This is a genomic window from Novipirellula rosea, assembly GCF_039541335.1.
GTDB classification, from domain to species: Bacteria; Planctomycetota; Planctomycetia; order Pirellulales; family Pirellulaceae; genus Novipirellula; species Novipirellula rosea.
This window is the reverse complement of the sequence record NZ_BAABGA010000006.1, coordinates 197,145-218,633: the sequence shown is the minus strand read 5'-3', so window position 1 is coordinate 218,633 and position 21,489 is coordinate 197,145. Positions and strand designations below refer to the sequence as shown.

Here is a 21,489-nt window from a genome sequence, read left to right as displayed (position 1 = left end):
CGAGAAACATTATCATCACAGCAATGAACGACGAGGATGCAGATCCGCCACCGCGTCAGAGAACCAGCAGTCAATGATTAACCGCGGTCCTAAAAAAATTCACGTTTCAAGACGGTCTCTCATTTCGGTTTCACCGAGCTCTCGTCATTGACCCTTCAGCGCCCGACGGCTGCGGGAAAGCGGGCGTGGTACAGCTGGCGGGCTTGGTCGTCAAAGAAGCGGACCTCCAGCGTCTCACCGACTTCCACTTGCAGAAAACCGCCACTCGGCTCCGGTGAAGTGTAGGGCTGATCGATCACACCTTTGGGATCGGTGCCATAGTCGGCACCGGGTGAGACGCCCATTCGAGCGTTCTCGTCATTCAGAGCACCGCAAGCAAATTCGTTGACCCCCGACGGATGAATGCTGTGGTATTGCCAATGACGATCACCACAGATCAAAAACAATTGTGCGATCTGATTCTGTTTGACCCAGTCAAAGAAGGCGTCCGCTTCGTGGCGAAAACCACTTAACGACGCGTGGTTGTCTTTTTTGTAGGCGTCGTCGGGACCGACCATCGGCGTGGGGCTGATGATCAATTTCCACTTGGCGTCGCTCGCTTGCAATGTCGACTTCAGCCACGCACGCTGCTCGTCACCCCACATCGTTTTGTTCGGCCCATCTTCGGCATCATTGGGTGAACGGAAATCGCGGCCTTCGGTCAACCAAATCTGAACATCACGATTGACCCGTAGCGTGCGATAGGTTCGCGGCTGATCAGCATCGACCGGGGCGATAGGAAGCTGCTCGTGAAACAGATTGATGCCGGTCTGGGGCAGTGGCAATTTTGCCGATTCGTTATCCGAATCGTTGTAACGAAAGTCGTGATCGTCCTTGGACCAATACGCCGGTACGTTCTGGAAAAAGTCGATCATCCGTGGAAAGCGAAATTGCTCGTGCCAACAACGTCGCAATTCTTCGACCGTCTTGGCGACCCGAAACGGATTGTCGTAATAAACGATATCACCCGTGCCAACAAAAAACTCAGGCTGCAATGACTGCATCGATGCGAAGGCGGGAAAGCCCAGTCGTTTGTCTTCGGCGGTTGCGGTCAGTGGACCGCCTGCGTTACCGGCGCGCCCATGCATGAATTTGATGTAGTTCATGCAACTGCCGACAATGAATTTCACCGGACGCGAACCCGCCGCTCCTTGCAGCGTGCGGAACGAGCAGGTCGGTCCCATGCTTGTCTCGGATTCCGTTGCTCCGTATACGGCCCGGTAATAGTACCGTGTGCCGGGCCGCAGTCCGTCTAATTCTGCTCGCACGATGAAATCACGCTCCGGTGTTGCGGTTTGAAACCGAGTCCGCTTTGCATCGTCAAAACCTTGGTGCTCGGACCACTGAAAGCAGACCACGCCCGCTGCTCCCGGCAGGTCCCCTGTTTCATCAAGTTCCGTTCCCTGGGTGAGCCGTGTCTGCAATAACGCCGACACATCGCTGACTTCACCCGCTATCGTGCCTTGGCCCAGCGATAGCCTGCGGTTGCGAACGACCGGATCGACGGTCGCGGTTTCGACGACGGGATCCGCGGCGGTCGATTGAGGGGCGAACGTGACCCACCAAGGCAATGCACCGGCCGCCACGGTCGCCGCCTTCGTCAATTGGCCGTCATCGGCAATTTTGTAGCTGACCAAATTCCCCGATCGCTGGCCGGCCGCGACCAGAGTACGCCCATCGGGCGAGACCGCAAACGATCGCGGCATCGACTCGGTGTCGATGTGTTGTCGTAATGTTAGCAATCCCGTGGCCTGGTCGATGTCAAACACCGCCACGCTGTTGTGTACGCGATTGGCGATGTAGGCAAACTTTCCCGAGGGATGCACTTCGACGTGCGATGTCGTCGCTTTGCCCTTATATCCCTCCGGTAAACTGGACACCGATTGCTGATGCGAGAGCGTCCCGGTTTCCGTGTCCATGACGTACATCGAAATCCGGGACGCTTGTTCGTCGCTGCCGTAAACGAAGCGAGCGTGGGGATGAAACCACAGGTGTCGCGGGCCGGTGTTTTCAGCACGCCGCAGCTTCGCCGGCGTATTGGGCGACAACCTGCCGCTGTGTGAGTCGAGTCGAAATTGGCTAATCACGTTTGGCCGTGTGTGGGGCACAAACACAAACTTGCCACTGGGCTCCACCGCGACTCCGTGAGCCCGCTCGTCCACCGACAACAACTGAACCGGTTCGTTTGACAACCGTCCCTCCCCCACAATCCGGTGCACCGATACTTGGCCGGTCGTGAAGTAAGACGCCAATAAAAATCGACCTGAGGGATCGATCGTTAAATAGGAGGGCTTGGCAGGAACCGAGACACTTTGCAGCGGCTGCAGCATTTCGTTTTGCACGCGGAACACAGTGACGGCGTTCGGGTTCGCCGAACTGACGTAAAGGTTGCGAGCGGTTGAATCGAAACAGGATGAGCCTGGTTTCCCTTGAATCTTTGTCCGTGACACCACCTCGAGCTGCCCGTCGTCATCGACGTTCACGACACCCAGTTGATGCAAGTCCGAAATCGATACCACCAGTCGCTGGTCCGCAGCGCAGATCGCCGTGACCGACGACGCGAACAGGATGACTGCGATCCCACAGCGGATCGCAAAACGAAACAGGCCGCGTTGTTTCAGACACAGGGTAGAGGTCATGCGGTCGTCTCTATCGAGATTGTTTTGCGTGATCGGATTTGAAGATCGCTTGATCAATCTATTTTCGGCGTGCTTGATCCCAGACGCTGGGGGTGACACGTGGACTTTCGTCCTGGTCGGAACGTTGGTTGTGATGTCGATCATCGTAACGGATCGAGTGCAAGTAGAGTCCTTCCACTTTGGTTCGGGCCCAATCGGTCTTTCGCAGGAATTTCAAACTACTCTTGATGCTTGGATTGTCGGAGAAGCAGCGAATCCTGATTCGCTGTCCGAGTTCCTCCCAGCCATACTCCGAAACCAGATAGTTCAGCATCGACTCGAGCGTGACCCCGTGAAGGGGATTGTTGGGTTGCGGGAGCGGACGATTGGGTTCTGTCGGATTCATGGCACCAGTTTAGCGTGAAAGGCAAATCGGTGCGATGCATTCCAAATCCCAGAGCCGAATGGAAGCGTCCCGACAGGGACGACAGCGAACTTTTGTCTTCTTTCATTTTCTAACCCTCCATTTTTTAACCTCTTCTCCATCCTGGTTAGCCGGTGTTGAAAGACGCATGATCTACACCAGACTGACGGTGTCGGTGGTAGAGATCTGGGGCATCGGACGAGAAGGTTAGAAAATAAAATGGGTTAAAAAATGGGAGGTGAAAAATATCGGAAATGGGGGCTCCTCAGGAACGACAGCAATCCCGTCAAAATAGGAGACCGCAGATTGACGCAATGGCAGGCACGTTCAAATGACCCCGCTTCCCCTTTATTCGCGGGCAATCATTCCCGGCCCATCACCCAAAGCAAATCATTCGCTCCCGATCCATTCCCGCAACATCGTCGAGCGTCTGTTCGGCAACGATTCGTTCGCAGACAACAATGAAACACAGGAACGCATTCCACGCGACTGTCGCGGAGCGACTATTTCCGATAGCCTCGGGCTTTCAGTCCGAGGATTGTTCATCCACATCAACCGCGTCCCAGCGGGACGATTTGTGTTTCGATTGTTCGTGACAAAACGTCACTCCGCGACTTGATGCGTACTGAGGCGCCGATACCTTGGACTGAAGTCCAAGGCTATCCCAGAAGGTGCCTCTGGCACCAAAACCGCAACGTCCCACCGCGTCAGCATGGAAAGCCGAGATCGCTCAGTCCCGGTAGGGACGACAGCATGAAGCCCATGGCGTAAGCCGTGGGAACGCATTCCACCGAAGAAGCCATTAGCCCCGGTAGGGGCGACAGCGAACTTTTGCAATTGTTCAACAGATGCCACGATGGGCTACCGCCAACGCTGCGACAACCTCGCTTCCTCACCACACCCTGTGAAGAGAGCGGACAGGAAGATAAAGACAAGAAGATGGTGAAAATCAACGATCATCGCCAATCGCATCGAAAAACAACCGCTCCAAACGCGAGTCCAGGGCGAAGCCCAATTTGAAGAGTCCCGGCAGGGACGGCAGCACATAGACCACGACGTGAGCCGTGGGAACGGAATCCACCAAGCAACCGTTAGCCCCCGGTAGGGGCGGCAGCAAAGTGTGTGAGTAAGGCTTCGCCTGTGTGAGGAATTGCATTTTGTGTTTGGCCAGAGATGTATGACGTGGCGCCCGTCTGGAATGGTTTTTCGTGTCCAGATCACCTCGGGATTTCGTTCTCCCGTGCCGACCACTAAATCGTTGTCAGTGGCGATAACGCGGTGTACGGCAAGTTGTACCGCAACTTCGCCTGAGCACCACACACAACGCCTGATTCCGAAAAAGTTCCGCGGGGCTATGTTCCGGGATCTTGTCGCGGGGGCTTCTATGGCAGTTGTACCAACGTCCCCGTATCTCGTCCGAAACTCAACCCCCCCCTAACTTGGTCAACCCCCACGCCACTTTTCTTAGTTGGAGGTTGGCAAGCGCCGTGGTAGCCAAGAAAAAAATGAATTCAAGCGAGGACAGAAGAACTACAAACTGATGTCTTGCCACGGCAATCCGAACCGAAACCGTTTCGTCGCAGCAGCTTAGGTTTACGCCCATGCCATTCTCAGTGCTGACACCTTTTCTTGGCCTGACCCGACCTATTCTTGTTGGGGCAGTGCGGCGTTAAGCAAATTCAGGCCATGCTAGTCCAAATTGAATTCTCTTACCTTGCCGATTCGACGTCTCACGAAAGTGTGATCGGCTGCAGTTTTGACCTGTGGACGGAAGCAGTCAAACGAAATTCGGTCGTGTTATCTAAAAGTGAAACAATAACTAGCAGGGGTTCCGGGCAGCCGTAGTCTTGACTAGCGGCAATACGCTGCATTTGCCGATAATCTTGCGGGCTTCCGTTTGGCACTGGTGCCGGATGGAAATGCCACTCACCAAGGTAGTATGCCTCGTTCTTGTTCCACAATCGATCCAGCAATCGCTGCAGGCCTTTCACGCCACGTTGAAACGTGAATTTGGTTCGTCTCGAATCCGGTGGAGGCCCTGTAACGCTTGTGACTAACGCACACGAATCTGCTTCGATGTATTTACCCAACAGAATACCGCCTGTCTCGACGTGTCCTGCTTTGCGACAAAACGAAACAAGTTCAACCTGCTGAATCTCAGGAATCCGCACGCCGAACCGTCTGCAGTCGGACCAATGCTCATACGGGAATAGCACTAAGCAGCTCCACGACGGATGATACCAGAGAACCCACTCTCATCAATGACTTGCTCCAGCACAGCGAAACTGCTGTCGGACACACCACTGAACCATGATTCCAACAACTTAATCGCGGCTGATGTTAACGTCCAAACATCATCGATTCGCGCTGGAAAAGCCGCATGCCAGCACCCGATACCCTGATGTATCAATTGGCCGTCGTGCTCACTTGCATCCTGCTCAAGAAACGGAGTTACCTTTATGCAAAATTCGTTTGGATCAAATTTACTAGATGGGTTTGCGTAGAAATATAACCTTTTGGCGGCATAGCCAAGGGAAAGTGACACGATCTGCTTTTCATCTATCCAGGCAAATGAGGCCAGATCACGAGTTACCTGATCGTCTCCTGTGCAATCGATGATTAGACTAGCCTCTTGGAGTTTGAATTTCTGGTGCTCAGAATGCTTTGGAAATCTCGCGTCAATCCCGATGCATTCGGAATGTGGGTGCCCATTGTTCAGTCGAGTAGCCATCGCAACTGCCTTGTTCTTTCCGAGGTCGCGCATATCCAGCAGGTGGCGGCAAAGATTACCCTGCTCCAGGTCGTCATAGTCCATGATTGTAAGTTTACAAGCTCCCGAACGGCACAGTAGCTCAGACAGTACAGACCCCACGGCGCCAGCTCCGATGACCGCGATTCGTTTATCACTCAACTTGTTATCGAGTTGTCCCCTGATGGTCGATTCCTTCTTATTCCAGTTTTCGCCTGTTTGCCAATTAATCGTTGCTTGGTCTCCAACCACGTCGCGTTTATCGCGGCGCCAGTACCCTTCATCATTAGGCCGGAATCCTTGGGCATACTTTGTTCCGAACGAAACTGCAGGCAGGATCAACGGTTGCCAGTGAATTTGGGAAGAGGCTTCTCCGATTCGTTCACTGACCGGAATTCCAACAAGCATAAATCGTTGGTATCCATCGCGCACTATGCGAAAGCAATCACGCAGTCTTGCGTCAATGTTGTCACCATGGGCTAGGAACGCCCGCCTCATATCGCTCCACGTCGTGGGAACTTGATATGGCTCTATTACTGGCAGGAAATCCGCCAGCGTCCAAATTGCTGGATGGATGGTTCGCCCGGAATGGGAAATATCGACTCCCCATTCGCAATCCAAAATAACGTTTGACTTGGCATCAAAGAATCGCCGTACTGCGAACGTCGACGCGGCATTCGGGCCAACCGCCACCAACTCCGCAACTCCGTGCTTTTGCGTTGCGGACTGCCAGGATTTGAAGGAGTCAGCGTTTTCATTGGTTACTATAGTGTGGTTTGTCATCTGAGGAGAATAAAAAACAGGCAGCTCGAAGTAGTCACCCGCATCCAGGAGCTTTCCTTGGCTTGCCGCGTTCAGCCATACGATTGCCTGATCGATGTACCATGCCAAGCGATTTTTGTGTCCGATGGGATCAGCATCAAAAGCGTCGCGATTGAACACGAACTGCGGCGCCTTGATGCAAATGTCACCGCTACGTCTGTCTCCAATGACCAAGCCATTGTAGTTCTGGTGAGCAAAAGTTCCTGTCAGTCCACCATCAACCGCAGGGTAGAACGCTATCGTGCCATAGGGATACGTTTGATCTAGATAGATAAACCAATTGGTTTTGTTTGGCACCAAGTCCGCGTTACTGGAATCAATAGTTAACGCTACGCCGATCCGCCAGCCCAGTCGCTCATCCCATTCCAGGTCCTGTTTAAACTCAGCATGATCGAGCGATTCTACGAGCCGCCGACCATACCGAAGTCCTTCCGTTAAAACTGGGCGAGCGTTATTCACGCGAAACGTCCTTCGTTAATCGTCGTGTTTTTGACGCGAGGCGTGTAGCCCCCACCGTCTCCCTTCGACGATCCACCGCCATTGTCCGGAGGTTTAGGGAATTCATCACCGAACAAGTCCCGCCAGAGATTTGCGCTTTCATTGACCGTGTCAGCATCAAGCGATTTTCGCGAGAGATCGGCGGCGTCCTTCACAAGGTTTAGAAAGGCCGAAAAGTCTTCAAAAGAAATGCGTTCAAGCACATCGTGCCCTACCACTCCTCGATCCCAGATTTGCGGTTTGTTCCCCGCCGTGACATAGGGACGATACCGTCGCTCCATTTCTTCAAACGCTTCTGTTACGCCGACAGCAACGTAATGAATTCCGTTGGGGCAGCAATCACCAATCATATGCTCAAGTGGATAGCTCCTCGGATACTTCGGCGTTGGTTGCATTATCTGCCGCCAACGCTTGATGGCCTTCGCAACATTAACGAAGTGTCCGTTAGTCAACTTGCTCTTCTCCCAGGTCCAGCGAATCTGCTCCAATGGATGCGTGTCATCCCAAGAATTGGCGTCACGATCAGGAATACGCAACGGCTGCTCCTTCCATTCCGGAACACTCGCGGCTTTGGTGAAAAGATCAAACTGGTAGCCAGTTCCTTCAAGAATAAGACTGTTGTAAGTCAGTGCGTTACCAAGGTCAGGAATATCGGGAAAGTCCCATTCAAAGATTTTCGCGTTCTCCATCGCCTGCTTCTCTGCTTCGGATGGGGCGGAGGTGGGAACGAGGTCCAGCGAAATGTCGTCATCGACATTGATTCCCCATGATCGCCCCTGTCGTTGATACTTCCCCTTGTAGTGCTTAACCAAGAAGGGCCGGAATGTTTCGAGCGCCCGCTCAGGGGTATAATCGTCTTCGTGCATCTTGGTCACCGCTATAACATCCACATCGCAGCGGCTGCCATTGGGCGGTCGGTTTGCGGTGAATCGACGATAGCTGCCTTGAATAAAGGTCGACACGATTAACGGCCCGAGTTTTTCATCCGAAAGCAGACGATCACGCAACTCTTTGTGCCGCTCTTGCATCTTCTTCCGCTGCGTGTTGGTTGGGCGAATGGCGGAAAGAAAGTCTGTGAAATAGGAAGGCAGTTCCATGGTCAAAACTCCTGTGTTTAGTTCAAACGAAAGTTAGAGGTCAATGTAAAACAGGGCGTGTACCCCCCGGTGCCGCAAAAATCGAACTCGTAAAGAGAAACAGGCCCTAGCGTCCGAGATGCCTGACCAAGTAAGAACGCAAATGAATTTGGTGCGGCCCAAAACAAGTGGGCTCGTACACAACCAAGTTGAGCCTGTTTTGCTTTAATTAGAGTGGACAGTTGGTTCGCTGCATCAAACGCGTGTTGTCCATTGCGAATCGCAGTCTGCCCAACTTGATCTAGTCGAACGTCGAGTATGGTGCGGGCGTCACTGATTCTTTCGTTTGCGAACTTAGACACATCCCGTTGCACATCGTGCGAGATGCTGATTGCAACCACAATTGCGTCGGCTGACATGTTCAAGTCTTGCTCGTCTACCAGCCATTCAACCGAAGCTGATTCATCGCTTGAAGCTGACCAAGTCACTTCGCCGAGGGACCCCGGTTGGACGATCTCGATCTTTGCACCAAGTTTCGGTTCGGCGAGATAGCCTGCCGTGAACGCGACGGAGCCGACGACTGGGAGATGCAACCGTGACAATTGACCAGGGTTCAAATGCGTCGATAAGAATTCCTGCAGTCGCGGTAAAACATCAGCATGCCAGTAACTAACGTCAGTGATGTGTCGGTCATCAAAGAACTCCTGAAGACAGAGTAGCTCATCGACTCTGTCTTCCAGCGATTCTGCGAATCTTGAGAAGCTGCGAATTCCCAGCTGTGTTGCTTGGGTTTGTAAGTCCGGTTTCCCAATCCACAGGCCCTCGGCTTTGCATCTCGATTCGATGTCGTTTGGGCTGAACCATTGCAACCCATCACGGCTAAGCCGTTGGATCAAGGTGCAGTACACGTCGGAAACGCACGTCAACTCGACCGGTTTTAAACCAGCAAGCGGCATAATGGATGACAGCTCCTCTCTAATATTGGCAAACGACCGCATATCTTGAGTGAGCCGAAGACTACCAAAGATACGATCGAATTCTGCTCGATCATCCATGTCGATGCCCAGGTGTTCAGCCCAAATCTTCCGCAGCTTTCCCGATTCACTTCCGGCCGTCTTACCTGCAAAAAGTTTGTCCATGTCTAGCGTGCCATGATCGCGTCGGTGCATTTTGGCTAGCACGTCACCGGGATCGATTTGCCATGGAGCCCACAGTTCAAAAAGGCAACGCCGTCCAGCTTGGCGGGTTGAGTCAACCGCATCGCGAAGTCGATTGATTAATGAAATCTTGCTCGCATTGATTAGGCGAGGGTCTGTTAGTGCCGCGCCACTTATCTGTTTTTCACTGCCCACTGAGAACTTAGCCTGGACGTGCAGTTCGTCATAGACGCCGCCACGTCCATCCGGGTGGGGTTCCGTGTATTTGATGCCGACATCGTCGAAAGCCTTGAATTCATCTGTTTCGTAACCAACAGACGCAATTTTTCCGTTGGCAAGCATTCGACAAACCTTGTTCCAAAACAGATATTGGTGGGCTTCGTCCCCTAGTTGGCGTGCTGAACTTGCACTCACTGTTTTGCTCTCTTGCGGTTTGGGTAATGCGGTAACAGTACGCTGCTTTTAACAGGCCAAAAAACGGACCAGAAACCAAGTTTGGTCCTCTACGACTTGAATTTTGACAATGACTGCGGAGTGTCGGGTGGGATTCGAGTTGGTACGGAAGGAATAGCTTGCACGAAACGCGAAAACATGGCTGCAGGTTCTGGCGTGACGCAGTGGCTGCGGGCGGAGGATTTGCTTGCCGTTGACTAATGACCACGCTGAAGCTGGCTCGCGAGCTTCAAATGAGCTGGAAAAATGGACTAACAATCAAAAATCGGCTCTCCCACGGTTGGAAAACGACGTCGCGCCGAATCCGACTCTGGTGACATTGCAGCGTTGTGCCTAGGCAATCTGTAAGCGATTGACGATCGACCTGGAAGATGTTCGTTAAATGCGATTCCGAGCATCGTTCATTCTCTCTTACTAACAGTGTTGTCGAGCGGGGATAGTGATTCTCTGGTGTAATTGGCGATCGCTTGTTGAAACTCCTCGGCGACTTCTGTTCGCAGTGACTCAGGTTCAATGACTTCCGCGCTGCTGCCGAAACTGAGGATGTAGCTCTTGATCTCGATCGTGCTGGTCAGCGTGACAGTGATGTCGACGCTGCCGCCGGGGCCTGGCGTCGCCGTTTGGCTGGTGTTGATCTTGCGTTCGACCGCATAACGTGCTGCACTGCCGCGAAATCGGATTCGGACCGTCACCGGTTCGCTGCCTACGATGACTGCAAAAGCGCCTTTAAAGTGTTCGGAAAGATTAAAGTTAGCGGGACGGATGAAGGGGAACTCGGTGACCTCGGCGGTCTCCATGCGGTCGATCTTCCATGTCCGGATCTCGTCGTGATGGCAGGAATGACCGACGACGTACAAGGCGCCATTGTGCTCGGCCAAGCCGTAGGGGTGAATGTCGTACGTGACCGGCTCGGTCGAGCGGGCCGAACGGTAGGCGATGAACGTCGCTTTACAGTCCTCTACCCCCAACGTGATTGCGTCGATCACGTCACGCTGCTCGGCGTAATCGCCGTACCCTGGTGATCGATGCAGCCACGGCGAGATCCGCTGGAAATAGTCGTCTTGGTTGGCTCCAAGTGCCAAGCGAATCTTTTCAAACGCCGACTTCGAGGCGTCGCCGATCAGGGTGCCATCGAATTCGCCCGTGCCTGGCCGGCATAACATCAACGAAAATGCTTCGTCGTACGTGAACCGCACCTGCTCGATCGAATCACGCGACAGGCTGTAGGTTTTGCGGCCGTTATGACCGAGGTGCTCCTCAATCGTGATCCCGAGCTGGCGAAGACCGGCAAGGTCGCGGCGGATCGTCTTCTCACTGACGCCAAGCGTTTCCGCCAACGTTTCGATGGTCTCGTTTCCTCGCCCGAGCGTGATCAAACGCAGTAATCGAGGATGACGCATCCGCTGCGTTCCCGTGCTTTCCACAAAATTCTCGCTTTCCCGCCCCCGTGACTCACCGATTCGCCTGATAAAACGCGATGCGATTCAAGATTCGCATGTGCCGGAGTATAGCTGCTCAATTGCTAGCGGGGGAGCGGCTTGGACACTATCTGTCCAAGCCGTCACATTTTGCCAGAAAAGCATTGCTCAGCTTGGGTTGCCAGTGGTTGAGTCTGGGTTTTACGCGGTTGCAGCGGGGAATGATCGTTCGAAGAGCGGGCAGCTTGGAGGCTGTCGATGCCATTTGCCTATTCGAGCGTCTATGGACTTGCGATTTGTTGCGAATGGATTTGAGCGTGACGGTTCAGCCCCAAAGGGGCGGTCCTATGTCAGCCCAGGGCAGAACGCAGCGCCGCCCTGGGGCAACGGAACCGTTTGCAAACACAAAGCCCCAATGGGAAACGTTGTGAAGCATTTCTGAGTCGTGTTTTGCCAGGTCATCACAACCCGAATGCGTAAGCAAGGGACCGGCGCTGGTTCAAGAGTCCCTCGCTTACGCATTCGGGTTATGAAAAATGCTTCACAGCGTTGCCCAACGGGGCGGCCCTCGTCAACCACGGGTTTAGGGCCGCCCCGTTGGGGCTACCGGCCCCATTTCGGAAACAAATACCCAGGGCTTCACCCTGGGCTGACCTAGGACCGCCCCGTTGGGGCTGCGTTAAAGCGTCACGTAGACGCTTCCGCGGGCGGACGCCCGCAGCTAGGTGCTGTCGTCGCTATCGCGACTGGAAGCGTGGGTAAAGACAAGGCCGGGAACGGGCCCAGATCGTCTTGGACCACGTCGATGCTCGTCGAAAGTCTTGACGACTTCCGCTACGGTTTCGGATCGATTATTAATCGTCATTTTCCCCGGTTTTTTCTTCTTTAACGAGGCTGTTGGCGACGGGATTAAGTTTAAGACTTGGGTGAGCGATGGACTTGCTAGTGGCTCTTTACAATCTTTCGCATCTGGAGCGAGACGTCGGGGTTTTCGTAGATCTTGTTGATCATCTCGGTGTAGACCTTCGCGAACCGCTCGTTCTTTGCCAGGTCACCGAACACCGACGTCAGCCGCAAAAACGACAATGGGTCGTCGCGTGTGGCGGCGGCCGCTTGATGTAGTTCCGCTCGCTTGCCGTCGATGATCTCGAGTTCCTTGTTGTATTGATTCACCTCTTGGTCGCTGTACCAACACCACGTCGCAATCACCAGTGCTGCATACTGGATGCTGCCGCCTCGCTCGAGGTTCTCGCTGATCGTGGGGATCAGAAAGACGGGCAGTTTGCTGGAGCTTTCTAAACAGATTCGCGACAGTTTGTCTTTGATATTGGGGTTTCCAAATCGCTCGATCAGCGTGTCTTTATAGGCGTCCAAGTCGATGCCTTCGACGGCATCCAGTACCGGTGTAGCCTCGATGTCCATGAATTGACGCAGGTACGTCGCAAACAGTTCGTCCGAGACACATTCATCAATCGTTTGATGACCATAGATTGACCCCAGGATCCCCAACACCGAGTGTCCGGCGTTGAGCAGCCTGATCTTCATCTTTTCGTAGGGCGTGACATCGGGAACGAACTGGGCTCCGACGTTTTCCCAGGCGGGACGGCCATCGCAGAAATCGTCTTCGATCACCCATTGGCAAAACGGTTCGCAGGTCACCGGCCATTGGTCCTGTAGCCCCATTTCCTGTTCGAGATAACTCATATCCGCCGCCGTCGTGACCGGCGTGATGCGGTCGACCATCGCGTTGGGGAAACAAACCTCACGCTCGATCCACTGTGCCAGCTCTGGGTCCTGTTGACGAGCAAATCCCAACACCATTTTGCGAGTCAGGTTGCCGTTGTGCTGGATGTTGTCACACGACTGGACGGTGAAGGCGGGAATGCCATTGTCGCGTCGCTGTCGTAGCGCCGCCGTCAAATAGCCAAACGCCAGTTTGGGCTGTTGTGGATTTTGCAAGTCGTGCTGCGCTTCGGGGTTAGACATGTCAAATTCACCACTATCGGGGTCGACGTTATAGCCTCCTTCGGTGATCGTCAGCGAGACGATCTTGGTGTCGGGGTTGGCCATCCGGTCGATCACGGCTTGCGGATCGTCGATTCCCATCATGAAATCAACGAGCGAACCGATTACCCGGTTTTCGATCTTGCCGCCAGGATGCCGGACGATCAACGTGTACAGATAGTCTTGCTGTTCTAATATGGTCGCGATCTTGCGATCGGGCTCACGCAGTCCGACACCACAGATTCCCCACTGCGAAAAATCGCCCGAGTTCATCAAGGCATCGGTGTAGTAGGCCTCGTGTGATCGATGAAACCCGCCGACGCCGATATGCACAATGCCGGTCTTGATTTGGCTGCGGTCATACTCGGGGCGTGCGATCGCGTCGGAGATCTGCGGCAGGTTTTCCTGGCTTAGCGGAATCGGGGTGTTCATGGGATTGTTTCGCTCGTTTTCAGTGGGTTGTCTTCAGTGGTTTGTTGGTTAGCGACGTTTGGATCAATCGATGCGTCGTGGAATTCGTCGGCGTTGCTGCGTTGATTTGTGAGCCGCGACGCGTGAGCGGCCGGGTCTGGCGCGATACCCGGTGACTTACGGCCCGCGGCTCAGTCAGCAACGAAAGTCTTGACGACTTCCGCTACGAGTCCTCTTTAGCCCTTCGTTTTCCTCAATCATCGTGTTGCGGATTCAGTGCTTTTCGCCGATGCAGTACCCAATAGGCAAAGACAAAGTAGGTGATCGTGAACACAAACGCCCAGGTGTAAAAGATGTCGCGGTTCTGCTCGTAAGTCTCCAGATCGGGACTCCAGAACATCACCATCAGTGCCAGCACGACGGTCAATCCCAGGCTGCTTCGCGAGAAGACGTGCAGCACCTTGGAGAACGTCGAATGGTCCTTCACCGGCTCGCCTTCCTCGATCGCCTGCTGGATTTGAAACTCTTTGATCGCTTCATTCATCTTCCGATCAGCCTCTTGTTCGGCCGGATACTTTTCGGCGGCGCCATACAGTTTGGCCAGAAACGTGTAGAGGATGATGGTGAATAGCCAAGTGGGCAGGAACAGATAATAGAACGACATCACTTGCATCGCATTCAGTCCGAATCCAAACACCAACCCGGCTGCCCATGATGCGACCGCCGGCGTGCTGTGATTCAGTTTGCGGTAGGTGACCCAGTAGCGGGTGAAACCGATCCGAGGAAAAACGACATGTTCGGCAAACACGATTCCGCCCACCGGAACGACCAGTAGCCCGGCGTAGGTCAGCAGCGGAAGCATTTGACCGAACACGAACGGGAAACATGCAACCACGACGGTTACACAGCCGACCGTAAACGTGACCCCTCTGCGAGAATGGTTGTAAAAGATGGCCTGGGCCGCCAACCCGGCTCGGTACAGATTCGCGTTCGCGGTAGTCCAGCCCGCAATGATCACAATCACGTAACCGGAAAGTCCCAACGCGCGATAGGCGACATCGCCGGGGTCAAGTTCGATGATCGTCGATTTGAGTAGTACCGCGGTTCCGGCTCCCATGATGCCCGCGCAAATCCAGGCGACATAGTGCCCGAATAACATCCCCGCACTGGTACACAGCCCGTAGATCGATCGCTTGGCGTATCGCAGCAGCGCCATGTCGATCAAACCAAAGTGCGTGATCGTGTTGGCTGCCCAGGCGAAACCGATCACCTCTAATAGCCCGATGCCTGGTTCTCCGGCGCTGTTCTTTCCGGTCCAGATCGAATGGTCGCCGATTGTGATGAAATCTCCGAACCCATTTAGCGTCGTGCGGCCAAGCACCGATTCCGCCAGTGCGGGGAACAAGACCAGAGCGCCACTGACGAACATCACAACCAACCAGGGTCCACACAGCCCCGAGAATTCGGCCACGGCGCTAAATCCATACATCGCGACGAACACGACGATCATGCCGACCGAAAGCACCACCATCACGAATAATGCACTGGTGGGATACCATTGCAGCTGAGCCGGGATGTTAAATAGCAGCCGCACGGCGGTACACGAAACCGTGATCATCGCCGCCGAGATGACCGTAAAGATCAGGACGTTGGCCCAGTTGTAGAGGTCGGTCATCGAGTCGCCAGCGATCTTGTGCAGATACGTGTACAGACTGAGCCGAGTTTGGACCGCGATCGGCGCCGTGATCAGCGTCCAACTGAGGATCGCCAAGATATTGCCGACCAGCAGCCCAACTAGGATGTCCATCGTCGTCGCACCCAGGGCAACAAACGTCGCCCCGATCACAAACTCGGTCGCCGCCACATGCTCGCCCGCATACAAACCGACGAAGTGCGTCCAGCCATGAAGCTTGTGCTGCGGAACCGGCAGCTGCTCTTGCTTCATGTCCGCAATCGCTTGCGGGGTGGTGTCGGCACTCATGGTGACTTCTCGTGTTTCGTTTGGGAGGATTAGATTTCAGCAGCAGGCGAAATTCAATGTGACAAGAAGTTTGATTATAAACCGATGTGCAGTCACGTTGGGCGGCCAGAAGCAATGATTTGTTGCATCTTGTATGATTAAAGTTCGAAAGAGAAAGGTAACCGTTCACGGTGAAGGGTTGGGTTTAATTGCGACGAATTAGGTCGTCACCTCGCCCCAGACGACGTCGGGGGAGAGGTCGAGCACGCCCTCAAGGCATTGCTCGGGTGAGGGGGGACCGCGCAACCGGCGAGCAATTCAGGTGGACGCGCCAATATCGTTGGCAACGACTTGCTCGGTCGCCCCCTCACCCGAACGTCGCTGAAGGCTCCGTTCGACCTCTCCCCCAACGAAGTTGGTGGAGAGGTGGCGGAACCCTGGTCGAACTCGGGAACCGTGACTAACGCCAAAACGCAACGCGATGAAGAGTTTTTACTCTAGGGTTTGTCTATTTTTTTGCGTAGCGGATGTCGTCTAGACTTTCGATCCACGGAGAGGGGAGCCAGGAACGTGTGCGAATGACGTTCGGCAACGAAATGCCCGGCTAACGAAGCAGCGACTGGACGACATTGCCATGCACGTCGGTCAATCGGTAGTGCCGGCCTTGGAATTTGAACGTCAACTTTTCGTGATCGACGCCTAATTGATGCAAAATCGTGGCGTGCAAATCGTGAACGCTGAGCGGGTTTTCGACGATGTTGTATCCGTACTCATCTGTCGCTCCATACGTGATGCCGGGCTTGATCCCGCCGCCGGCCATCCACATCGTGAAGCAGCGGGGATGATGATCGCGGCCGTAGTTGGCAGGTTGCAAATTGCCTTGGCAATAGACCGTCCGGCCAAATTCGCCGCCCCACACCACCAAGGTCTCGTCCAGCATCCCGCGATTCTTCAGATCGGTGATCAAGGCGGCCGTCGCTTGGTCGGTTTCTTTACAGCGGGCCTTCAACTGTTTCGGCAATCCGCCGTGGGTGTCCCAGCCGCGATGGAACAGCTGCACAAATCGCACTCCACGCTCGCTAAGCCTTCGTGCGATCAACGCGTTGTGCGCATAGGTGCCCGGTTTGCGTGCGTCTTCGCCGTACAGTTCAAAGGTGCTGTTGGGTTCATCCGAGACGTCGGTCAATTCCGGCACCGAGGTTTGCATGCGATACGCCATCTCGTATTGTGCAATCCGCGAGACGATCTCGGGGTCGCCCACCTCGTCGGCACGAAATTGGTTCAGCTGGGACAGTCGATCCAAGGTGTCCCGTCGCAGCTTTGGACTGAATCCAGGCGGGTTGTTCAAATACAACACGGGCGACTTGCCGCTGCGGAATCGCACGCCTTGGTGCACCGACGGCAGAAAGCCGCTGCCCCACAAACGATCGTACAGCGGTTGCCCACCGCTGCCGGAAAGCATTGCGACGAAGGCGGGCAAGTTCTCGTTTTCGTTGCCCAGACCGTAGCTCATCCACGACCCAATACTGGGGCGTCCAGCGATTTGAAAACCGGTTTGCAGGAACGTGATCGCGGGGTCATGGTTGATCGCTTCGGTATGCATCGATTTGATGATGCACAGATCGTCGACAATCTTTGCGGTGTGCGGTAATACGTCGCTGACCCAGGCACCGCTGTCGCCATGCTGTTTAAAATCAAAAGTGGATCGGGCCACCGGAAACGAGGATTGACCTGCGGTCATGCCGGTCAACCGTTGCCCACCGAACACCGACGCAGGCGTTTCTTCGCCATGTACCTTGTTCAAATACGGCTTGTAATCCAGCATGTCGTGCTGCGGCGGCCCACCGGATTGAAACAAATAGATGACGCGTTTGGCGCGGGGCGTGAAATGCAGCCCTCGCTGGCCCACCGCGGCGGCAAACGTCGAGTTCGGGTCCAATAGCGACGCGGCGGCCGCACCGCCGAGGGTTGCCGAAGCGGACGCCAACAAGTCGCGGCGGTTGAGGACCTTCGGCACCATTTCTGGCGTAGCGGAACTCGTCAAGAGTTTCGAATGGTTCGTCGATTTTTCAGTCACGAGTTGTCGCCTCTTCCAAGTTCAGTAGTACGTTGGCCAGCACCGTCATCGCCGCCCGATCCACAGCCGAATATTTTTCCAGCGATTCGGACTGTCCGATCGACAAAACCGCCTTGGTTTGTTCGGCCGACCGCGAAAATTCGTCACGATAAGTGTCCAGCGCATCCTTTAGCAAACTCGTCTCGGCCGCCGACGGGTCGCGGCATAACAAACGCTGAAATGCGTACGTGATCCGCTCGTCATCGTTGCTTCCGTTTTGCAGCATCAACTCACCAAATTTTCGTGCCGCTTCGGCAAAGGTCACGTCATTCAGCAGGGTCAACGATTGCAGCGGCGTGTTTGTCTGACGCGGTTTGACCGAACACCACTCGCGATCCGCGGTGTCCAACAGCGCCATCGTGGGCGGCGAGAGCGTCCGCTTCCAATACGTGTACAGACTGCGGCGATAAAGGTCGTCGCCTTTACCAACTTTGTACGTAAAGTTGCTCGCCTCTTTCCACAGCCCAGCGGGCTGGTAGGGGTACACACTCGGGCCGCCGATCGTTTCTACCAACAATCCAGAGACTTGTAACGCCTGGTCGCGCAGCACGTTGCCGGGCAATCGATTTCGCGGGGCTCGCGCGTATAGACGGTTGTCGGGATCCTGGCTTCGATGCACTTGGGTGACCTGGGAACTGCGACGGTAGGTGTCACTGGTGACCATCGTTTTCAAGATGGCTTTGATGTCCCAGCCGCCATCCATGAATTCCCACGCTAACCAATCCAGCAGTTCAGGGTGCGTCGGCAAATCTCCCTGTGACCCAAAGTCCTCGGGTGTGTTGACCAGACCACGGCCAAACAGCAGTTGCCAATAACGATTCACGGTCACCCGTGCCGTGAGCGGATGTTTTCCATCGACCAACCATCGAGCAAAGGCGAGCCGATCAGCGGGCTGGTTCGCGGACGTCAAAACGGCGGGCACGCCCGCGGTAACCGCTTCGCCCAATTGGTCGTACACCCCGCGTGATCGCAGAAACGAGGGACGGCCGTTGGGTAAATCTTCCATGATCATCGTCGTGGGCACGGAGTCAAAGTACTTGGTTTCCGCCGCGATGGCAGTTGTTAGTTCGGAAAACAATTGCCGGTGTGCGGTGTTCTGAGTGTTCTCGAGATAAGCGGTGCGGAGGACACGCGATTGAAGCTCGGTCCGTTGATTCTCGGGAATCGCGGCGATCGTTTTTGGCGAATCCGCAACCGCCAGCAGTTCGGCTTCGTCGGCCGACAGCGTGCGAGTCGTATAGAAACGAAGCTGATCCACTTGGCCTTTCCAGCGACCGACATGCGGGCTGTAGCCGATCCTCATCGTACCGCCGTGGTTGCGATTGGCCGTGTTGCTGTTGGTGTTTCGAATGACCTCGACCGGCTGCAGTTCGCCGTCGACATAAATCTTCATGCCTTGGGCGCGCTGTGTTCCATCGTTGGTCAAGACGATGTGCTTCCATTGCCCCTTTGCGAAGGTTTGTTGCGTTTGGATCGTTGACACCCCCGAGATCCAGCGGCTGTTGATGTTCCACCGCAAATGTCCGTTGACGAACTCGACGAAAATGCCTTCGCGTTTCGTGCTGGCTTGTTCGTTCGACAACACGACCCCCGCATCGGTTTGGCTAGGTGCCATCCAGAACGCGATCGAAAACCGTCCGTTGCCGATCAGTCCCGGGATCTTTCCGAGTTCATAATGATCGCGGCCCGAGACCGTGGCGGTGTTGCCAAAGCGACCGGTTGGGGAACTGGATTGTTCCCGCGACGCCAGCGTGTCGCCTTTAAAAACGACACGTTTATTAGAGGCGTCAAAGTCAAAGAAATGATCCAGCCCGTGATGGACGACGGGCGACAGCGAGTCAAAGTTGGCCGTCGATTCCCATGCTCGCTGGGCCTCGCTCAGTTCGTCGTTGGCTGCATCAAGTCTCGCTCGACACGTTGCGACGCGTTGCCGGTGTTTTTCGAGCTGCGATCGTTGGGCGTCATTCGGTGTTTTGATCCAGGGTTCTGAATTGCCGAACTTGATCGCACGTCCGCTTTCGGCGACGTCGTTGAAATAGTCGATCAATTGGTAGTACTCGCGTTGGCTGAACGGATCGTACTTGTGATCGTGACATCGAGCGCAAGCCACGGTGATGCCCATCCAAACGGTTGCTGTGGTATCGACACGATCGACGGCGTTTTCGAGTAGAAATTCGTCGATCGGAATACCTTCCTCCGAGTTGTAGCGGTGGTTGCGATTAAACGCGGTCGCAATCAAATCGGATTCACTTGGATTGGGCAGCAGGTCACCTGCGAGCTGGACAATCGTGAATTGATCAAACGGCAGATTTTGGTTGTAGGCATCGATCACCCAGTCTCGCCATCGTGACATCTCGCGAGGCCCATCGTTTTGGTAGCCGTCGGTGTCGGCGTAGCGAGCCGCTTCTAGCCATTGCCATGCCATTCGTTCGCCGAAGCGTGGTGATTGCAACAAGCGGTCGACTGCGTCTTCGTAAGCCATGTCAATTCCGCTGGCCTGAACCTCCGCAAGGAACCGCTGCGATTGCTCGATCGATGGTGGCAGCCCGGTCAAATCGAGCGACACACGTCGAAGCTGTGTCGCCGGTGACGCAGGGCCGAGCGGTTCCAGGTTGGCTTGTTTCAAACGTTTCAAAACGAAGGCATCGATGGCCCCGTGCGAAGCAAATTCGGCTGGCACCGTAGGCCGGGTGATCGGTTCGAATGCCCAGTGCCGCTGATACTTTGCACCTTGGTCAATCCATTGTCGCACACGCAACCGTTGATCCGCGGTCAGTACCAATCCCGAATCCGGGGGCGGCATCCGCAGTTCGGGATCGTCGCTTTCGATGCGTGCGACCGCATCGCTTTCGTCCGCGTTTCCAGGCACAATCGCTGCGTACCCGCCCAAGTCTTCGACCGCCGCCTCACGCTGGTCCAATCGCAAGCCAGCCTCGCGAGTGTTTGCATCGGGCCCATGGCATTTGAAACATGTGTCCGAAAAGATCGGTCGAATATCGCGATTGAATTCCACCTCGTCGGCCTTCGCCGGAAAGGCGAATCCAGCGATGGCAAAACTAAAAGCGGTCGCAAGGCGAACGAGACGCCGGTGAGCGGAGCGGGTGGCGGATTTTGTGGTAGGTAGCATTGGGAGGCGTTGTGATCGATGTTGGGGATATCGAATACAGCCATCTTATCCTAAATGGATGCCCGAGATCACGAATCAACCTGTGCGGTGGGGTCATGACCGTAGTGGATCTTGCTAAAGATCCCCAAGCCGCTGGATCCATCCCAGAATTAAGCTGGATCCGACCAGGATCGGTTTCGCGAGTCGAAGCAGGTAGGCAGGAATCACTGCGTGAAATCTCGTTAGCCGTTTGGACGCTCGCGTGGTCCGCTAAAACGATGGGCTTATTGTGATTTTTGGTTGCGCTGGCTTTCTGCCACCTCTCCACCAACTTCGTTGACTGCTGATTTAGTAGCATTGATTGCAGGCCGGAGGCCGATACACCCTCTGCCGGTAGCGTAAGCTACCGGTCAGGAGAGGCGGAAAAACATAGCTCGGAGGGCGACACATCTGCTGCCAGTGTGTCGGCCTCCGGCCTTACGACGACAAGTCGCCCCTAAACCGTTGGCTCACGCCAACGGCAGTCTATCTGTCGGCCTCCGGCCTGTCCGTTTGCTACTACTTCAGCAGTCACCTTCGTCGGTGGAGAGGTAACTGCATTATCGGCCGGAAGAAAAAATCACCTCCAATATCCGACG

At 54.8% G+C, this 21,489-nt stretch carries 12 protein-coding genes; all 12 read right to left on the bottom strand.

Going from position 1 to position 21,489, the window contains the following annotated elements; all coding sequences use genetic code 11:
- Nucleotides 1-155: 155 nt before the first annotated feature.
- The 12 genes from ABD971_RS01525 to ABD971_RS01475 all read right to left on the bottom strand — a co-directional run bounded on the left by ABD971_RS01525 (nucleotide 156) and on the right by ABD971_RS01475 (nucleotide 20,872).
- The gene (locus tag ABD971_RS01525) at nucleotides 156-2,678 is read right to left on the bottom strand and encodes a beta-propeller fold lactonase family protein (RefSeq protein WP_345318740.1); all 2,523 of its coding nucleotides are present in this window, start codon (nucleotides 2,676-2,678) and stop codon (nucleotides 156-158) included.
- 58 nt (nucleotides 2,679-2,736) lie between these two features.
- Nucleotides 2,737-3,063, bottom strand: coding sequence for a VF530 family protein (locus ABD971_RS01520; RefSeq protein WP_345318738.1), 327 nt, complete (start codon nucleotides 3,061-3,063; stop codon nucleotides 2,737-2,739).
- A gap of 967 nt (nucleotides 3,064-4,030) precedes the next feature.
- Nucleotides 4,031-4,237, bottom strand: a complete 207-nt coding sequence (locus tag ABD971_RS01515) for a hypothetical protein (protein WP_345318736.1) — start codon at nucleotides 4,235-4,237, stop codon at nucleotides 4,031-4,033.
- A gap of 574 nt (nucleotides 4,238-4,811) precedes the next feature.
- A complete protein-coding gene (locus ABD971_RS35970; RefSeq protein ID WP_425571235.1) occupies nucleotides 4,812-5,252 on the bottom strand; it encodes a Mov34/MPN/PAD-1 family protein in 441 nt (146 codons plus the stop codon).
- A 44-nt stretch (nucleotides 5,253-5,296) separates the two neighbouring features.
- A complete protein-coding gene (locus ABD971_RS01510; RefSeq protein WP_345318734.1) occupies nucleotides 5,297-7,111 on the bottom strand; it encodes a ThiF family adenylyltransferase in 1,815 nt (604 codons plus the stop codon).
- On the bottom strand, nucleotides 7,108-8,247 hold the full coding sequence (locus tag ABD971_RS01505) for an SMODS domain-containing nucleotidyltransferase (protein ID WP_345318732.1): 1,140 nt from the start codon (nucleotides 8,245-8,247) through the stop codon (nucleotides 7,108-7,110). The genes ABD971_RS01510 and ABD971_RS01505 overlap by 4 nt, the downstream gene beginning before the upstream one ends.
- A 17-nt stretch (nucleotides 8,248-8,264) precedes the next feature.
- Nucleotides 8,265-9,797, bottom strand: coding sequence for an SAVED domain-containing protein (locus ABD971_RS01500; RefSeq protein WP_345318730.1), 1,533 nt, complete (start codon nucleotides 9,795-9,797; stop codon nucleotides 8,265-8,267).
- Between the two features lie 440 nt (nucleotides 9,798-10,237).
- Entirely contained in the window at nucleotides 10,238-11,236 is a 999-nt protein-coding gene (locus ABD971_RS01495; protein WP_345318728.1) for a helix-turn-helix transcriptional regulator, read from the bottom strand.
- Nucleotides 11,237-12,196: 960 nt separating this feature from the next.
- Entirely contained in the window at nucleotides 12,197-13,690 is a 1,494-nt protein-coding gene (locus ABD971_RS01490) for a mannitol dehydrogenase family protein (protein WP_345318726.1), read from the bottom strand.
- 232 nt (nucleotides 13,691-13,922) lie between these two features.
- Nucleotides 13,923-15,650, bottom strand: coding sequence for a purine-cytosine permease family protein (locus ABD971_RS01485; protein ID WP_339945868.1), 1,728 nt, complete (start codon nucleotides 15,648-15,650; stop codon nucleotides 13,923-13,925).
- Nucleotides 15,651-16,233: 583 nt separating this feature from the next.
- Complete coding sequence (locus ABD971_RS01480) at nucleotides 16,234-17,649, bottom strand: DUF1501 domain-containing protein (RefSeq protein ID WP_345319048.1); 1,416 nt, start codon at nucleotides 17,647-17,649, stop codon at nucleotides 16,234-16,236.
- A gap of 49 nt (nucleotides 17,650-17,698) precedes the next feature.
- Nucleotides 17,699-20,872, bottom strand: a complete 3,174-nt coding sequence (locus ABD971_RS01475) for a DUF1553 domain-containing protein (protein WP_345318724.1) — start codon at nucleotides 20,870-20,872, stop codon at nucleotides 17,699-17,701.
- Nucleotides 20,873-21,489 lie beyond the last annotated feature (617 nt).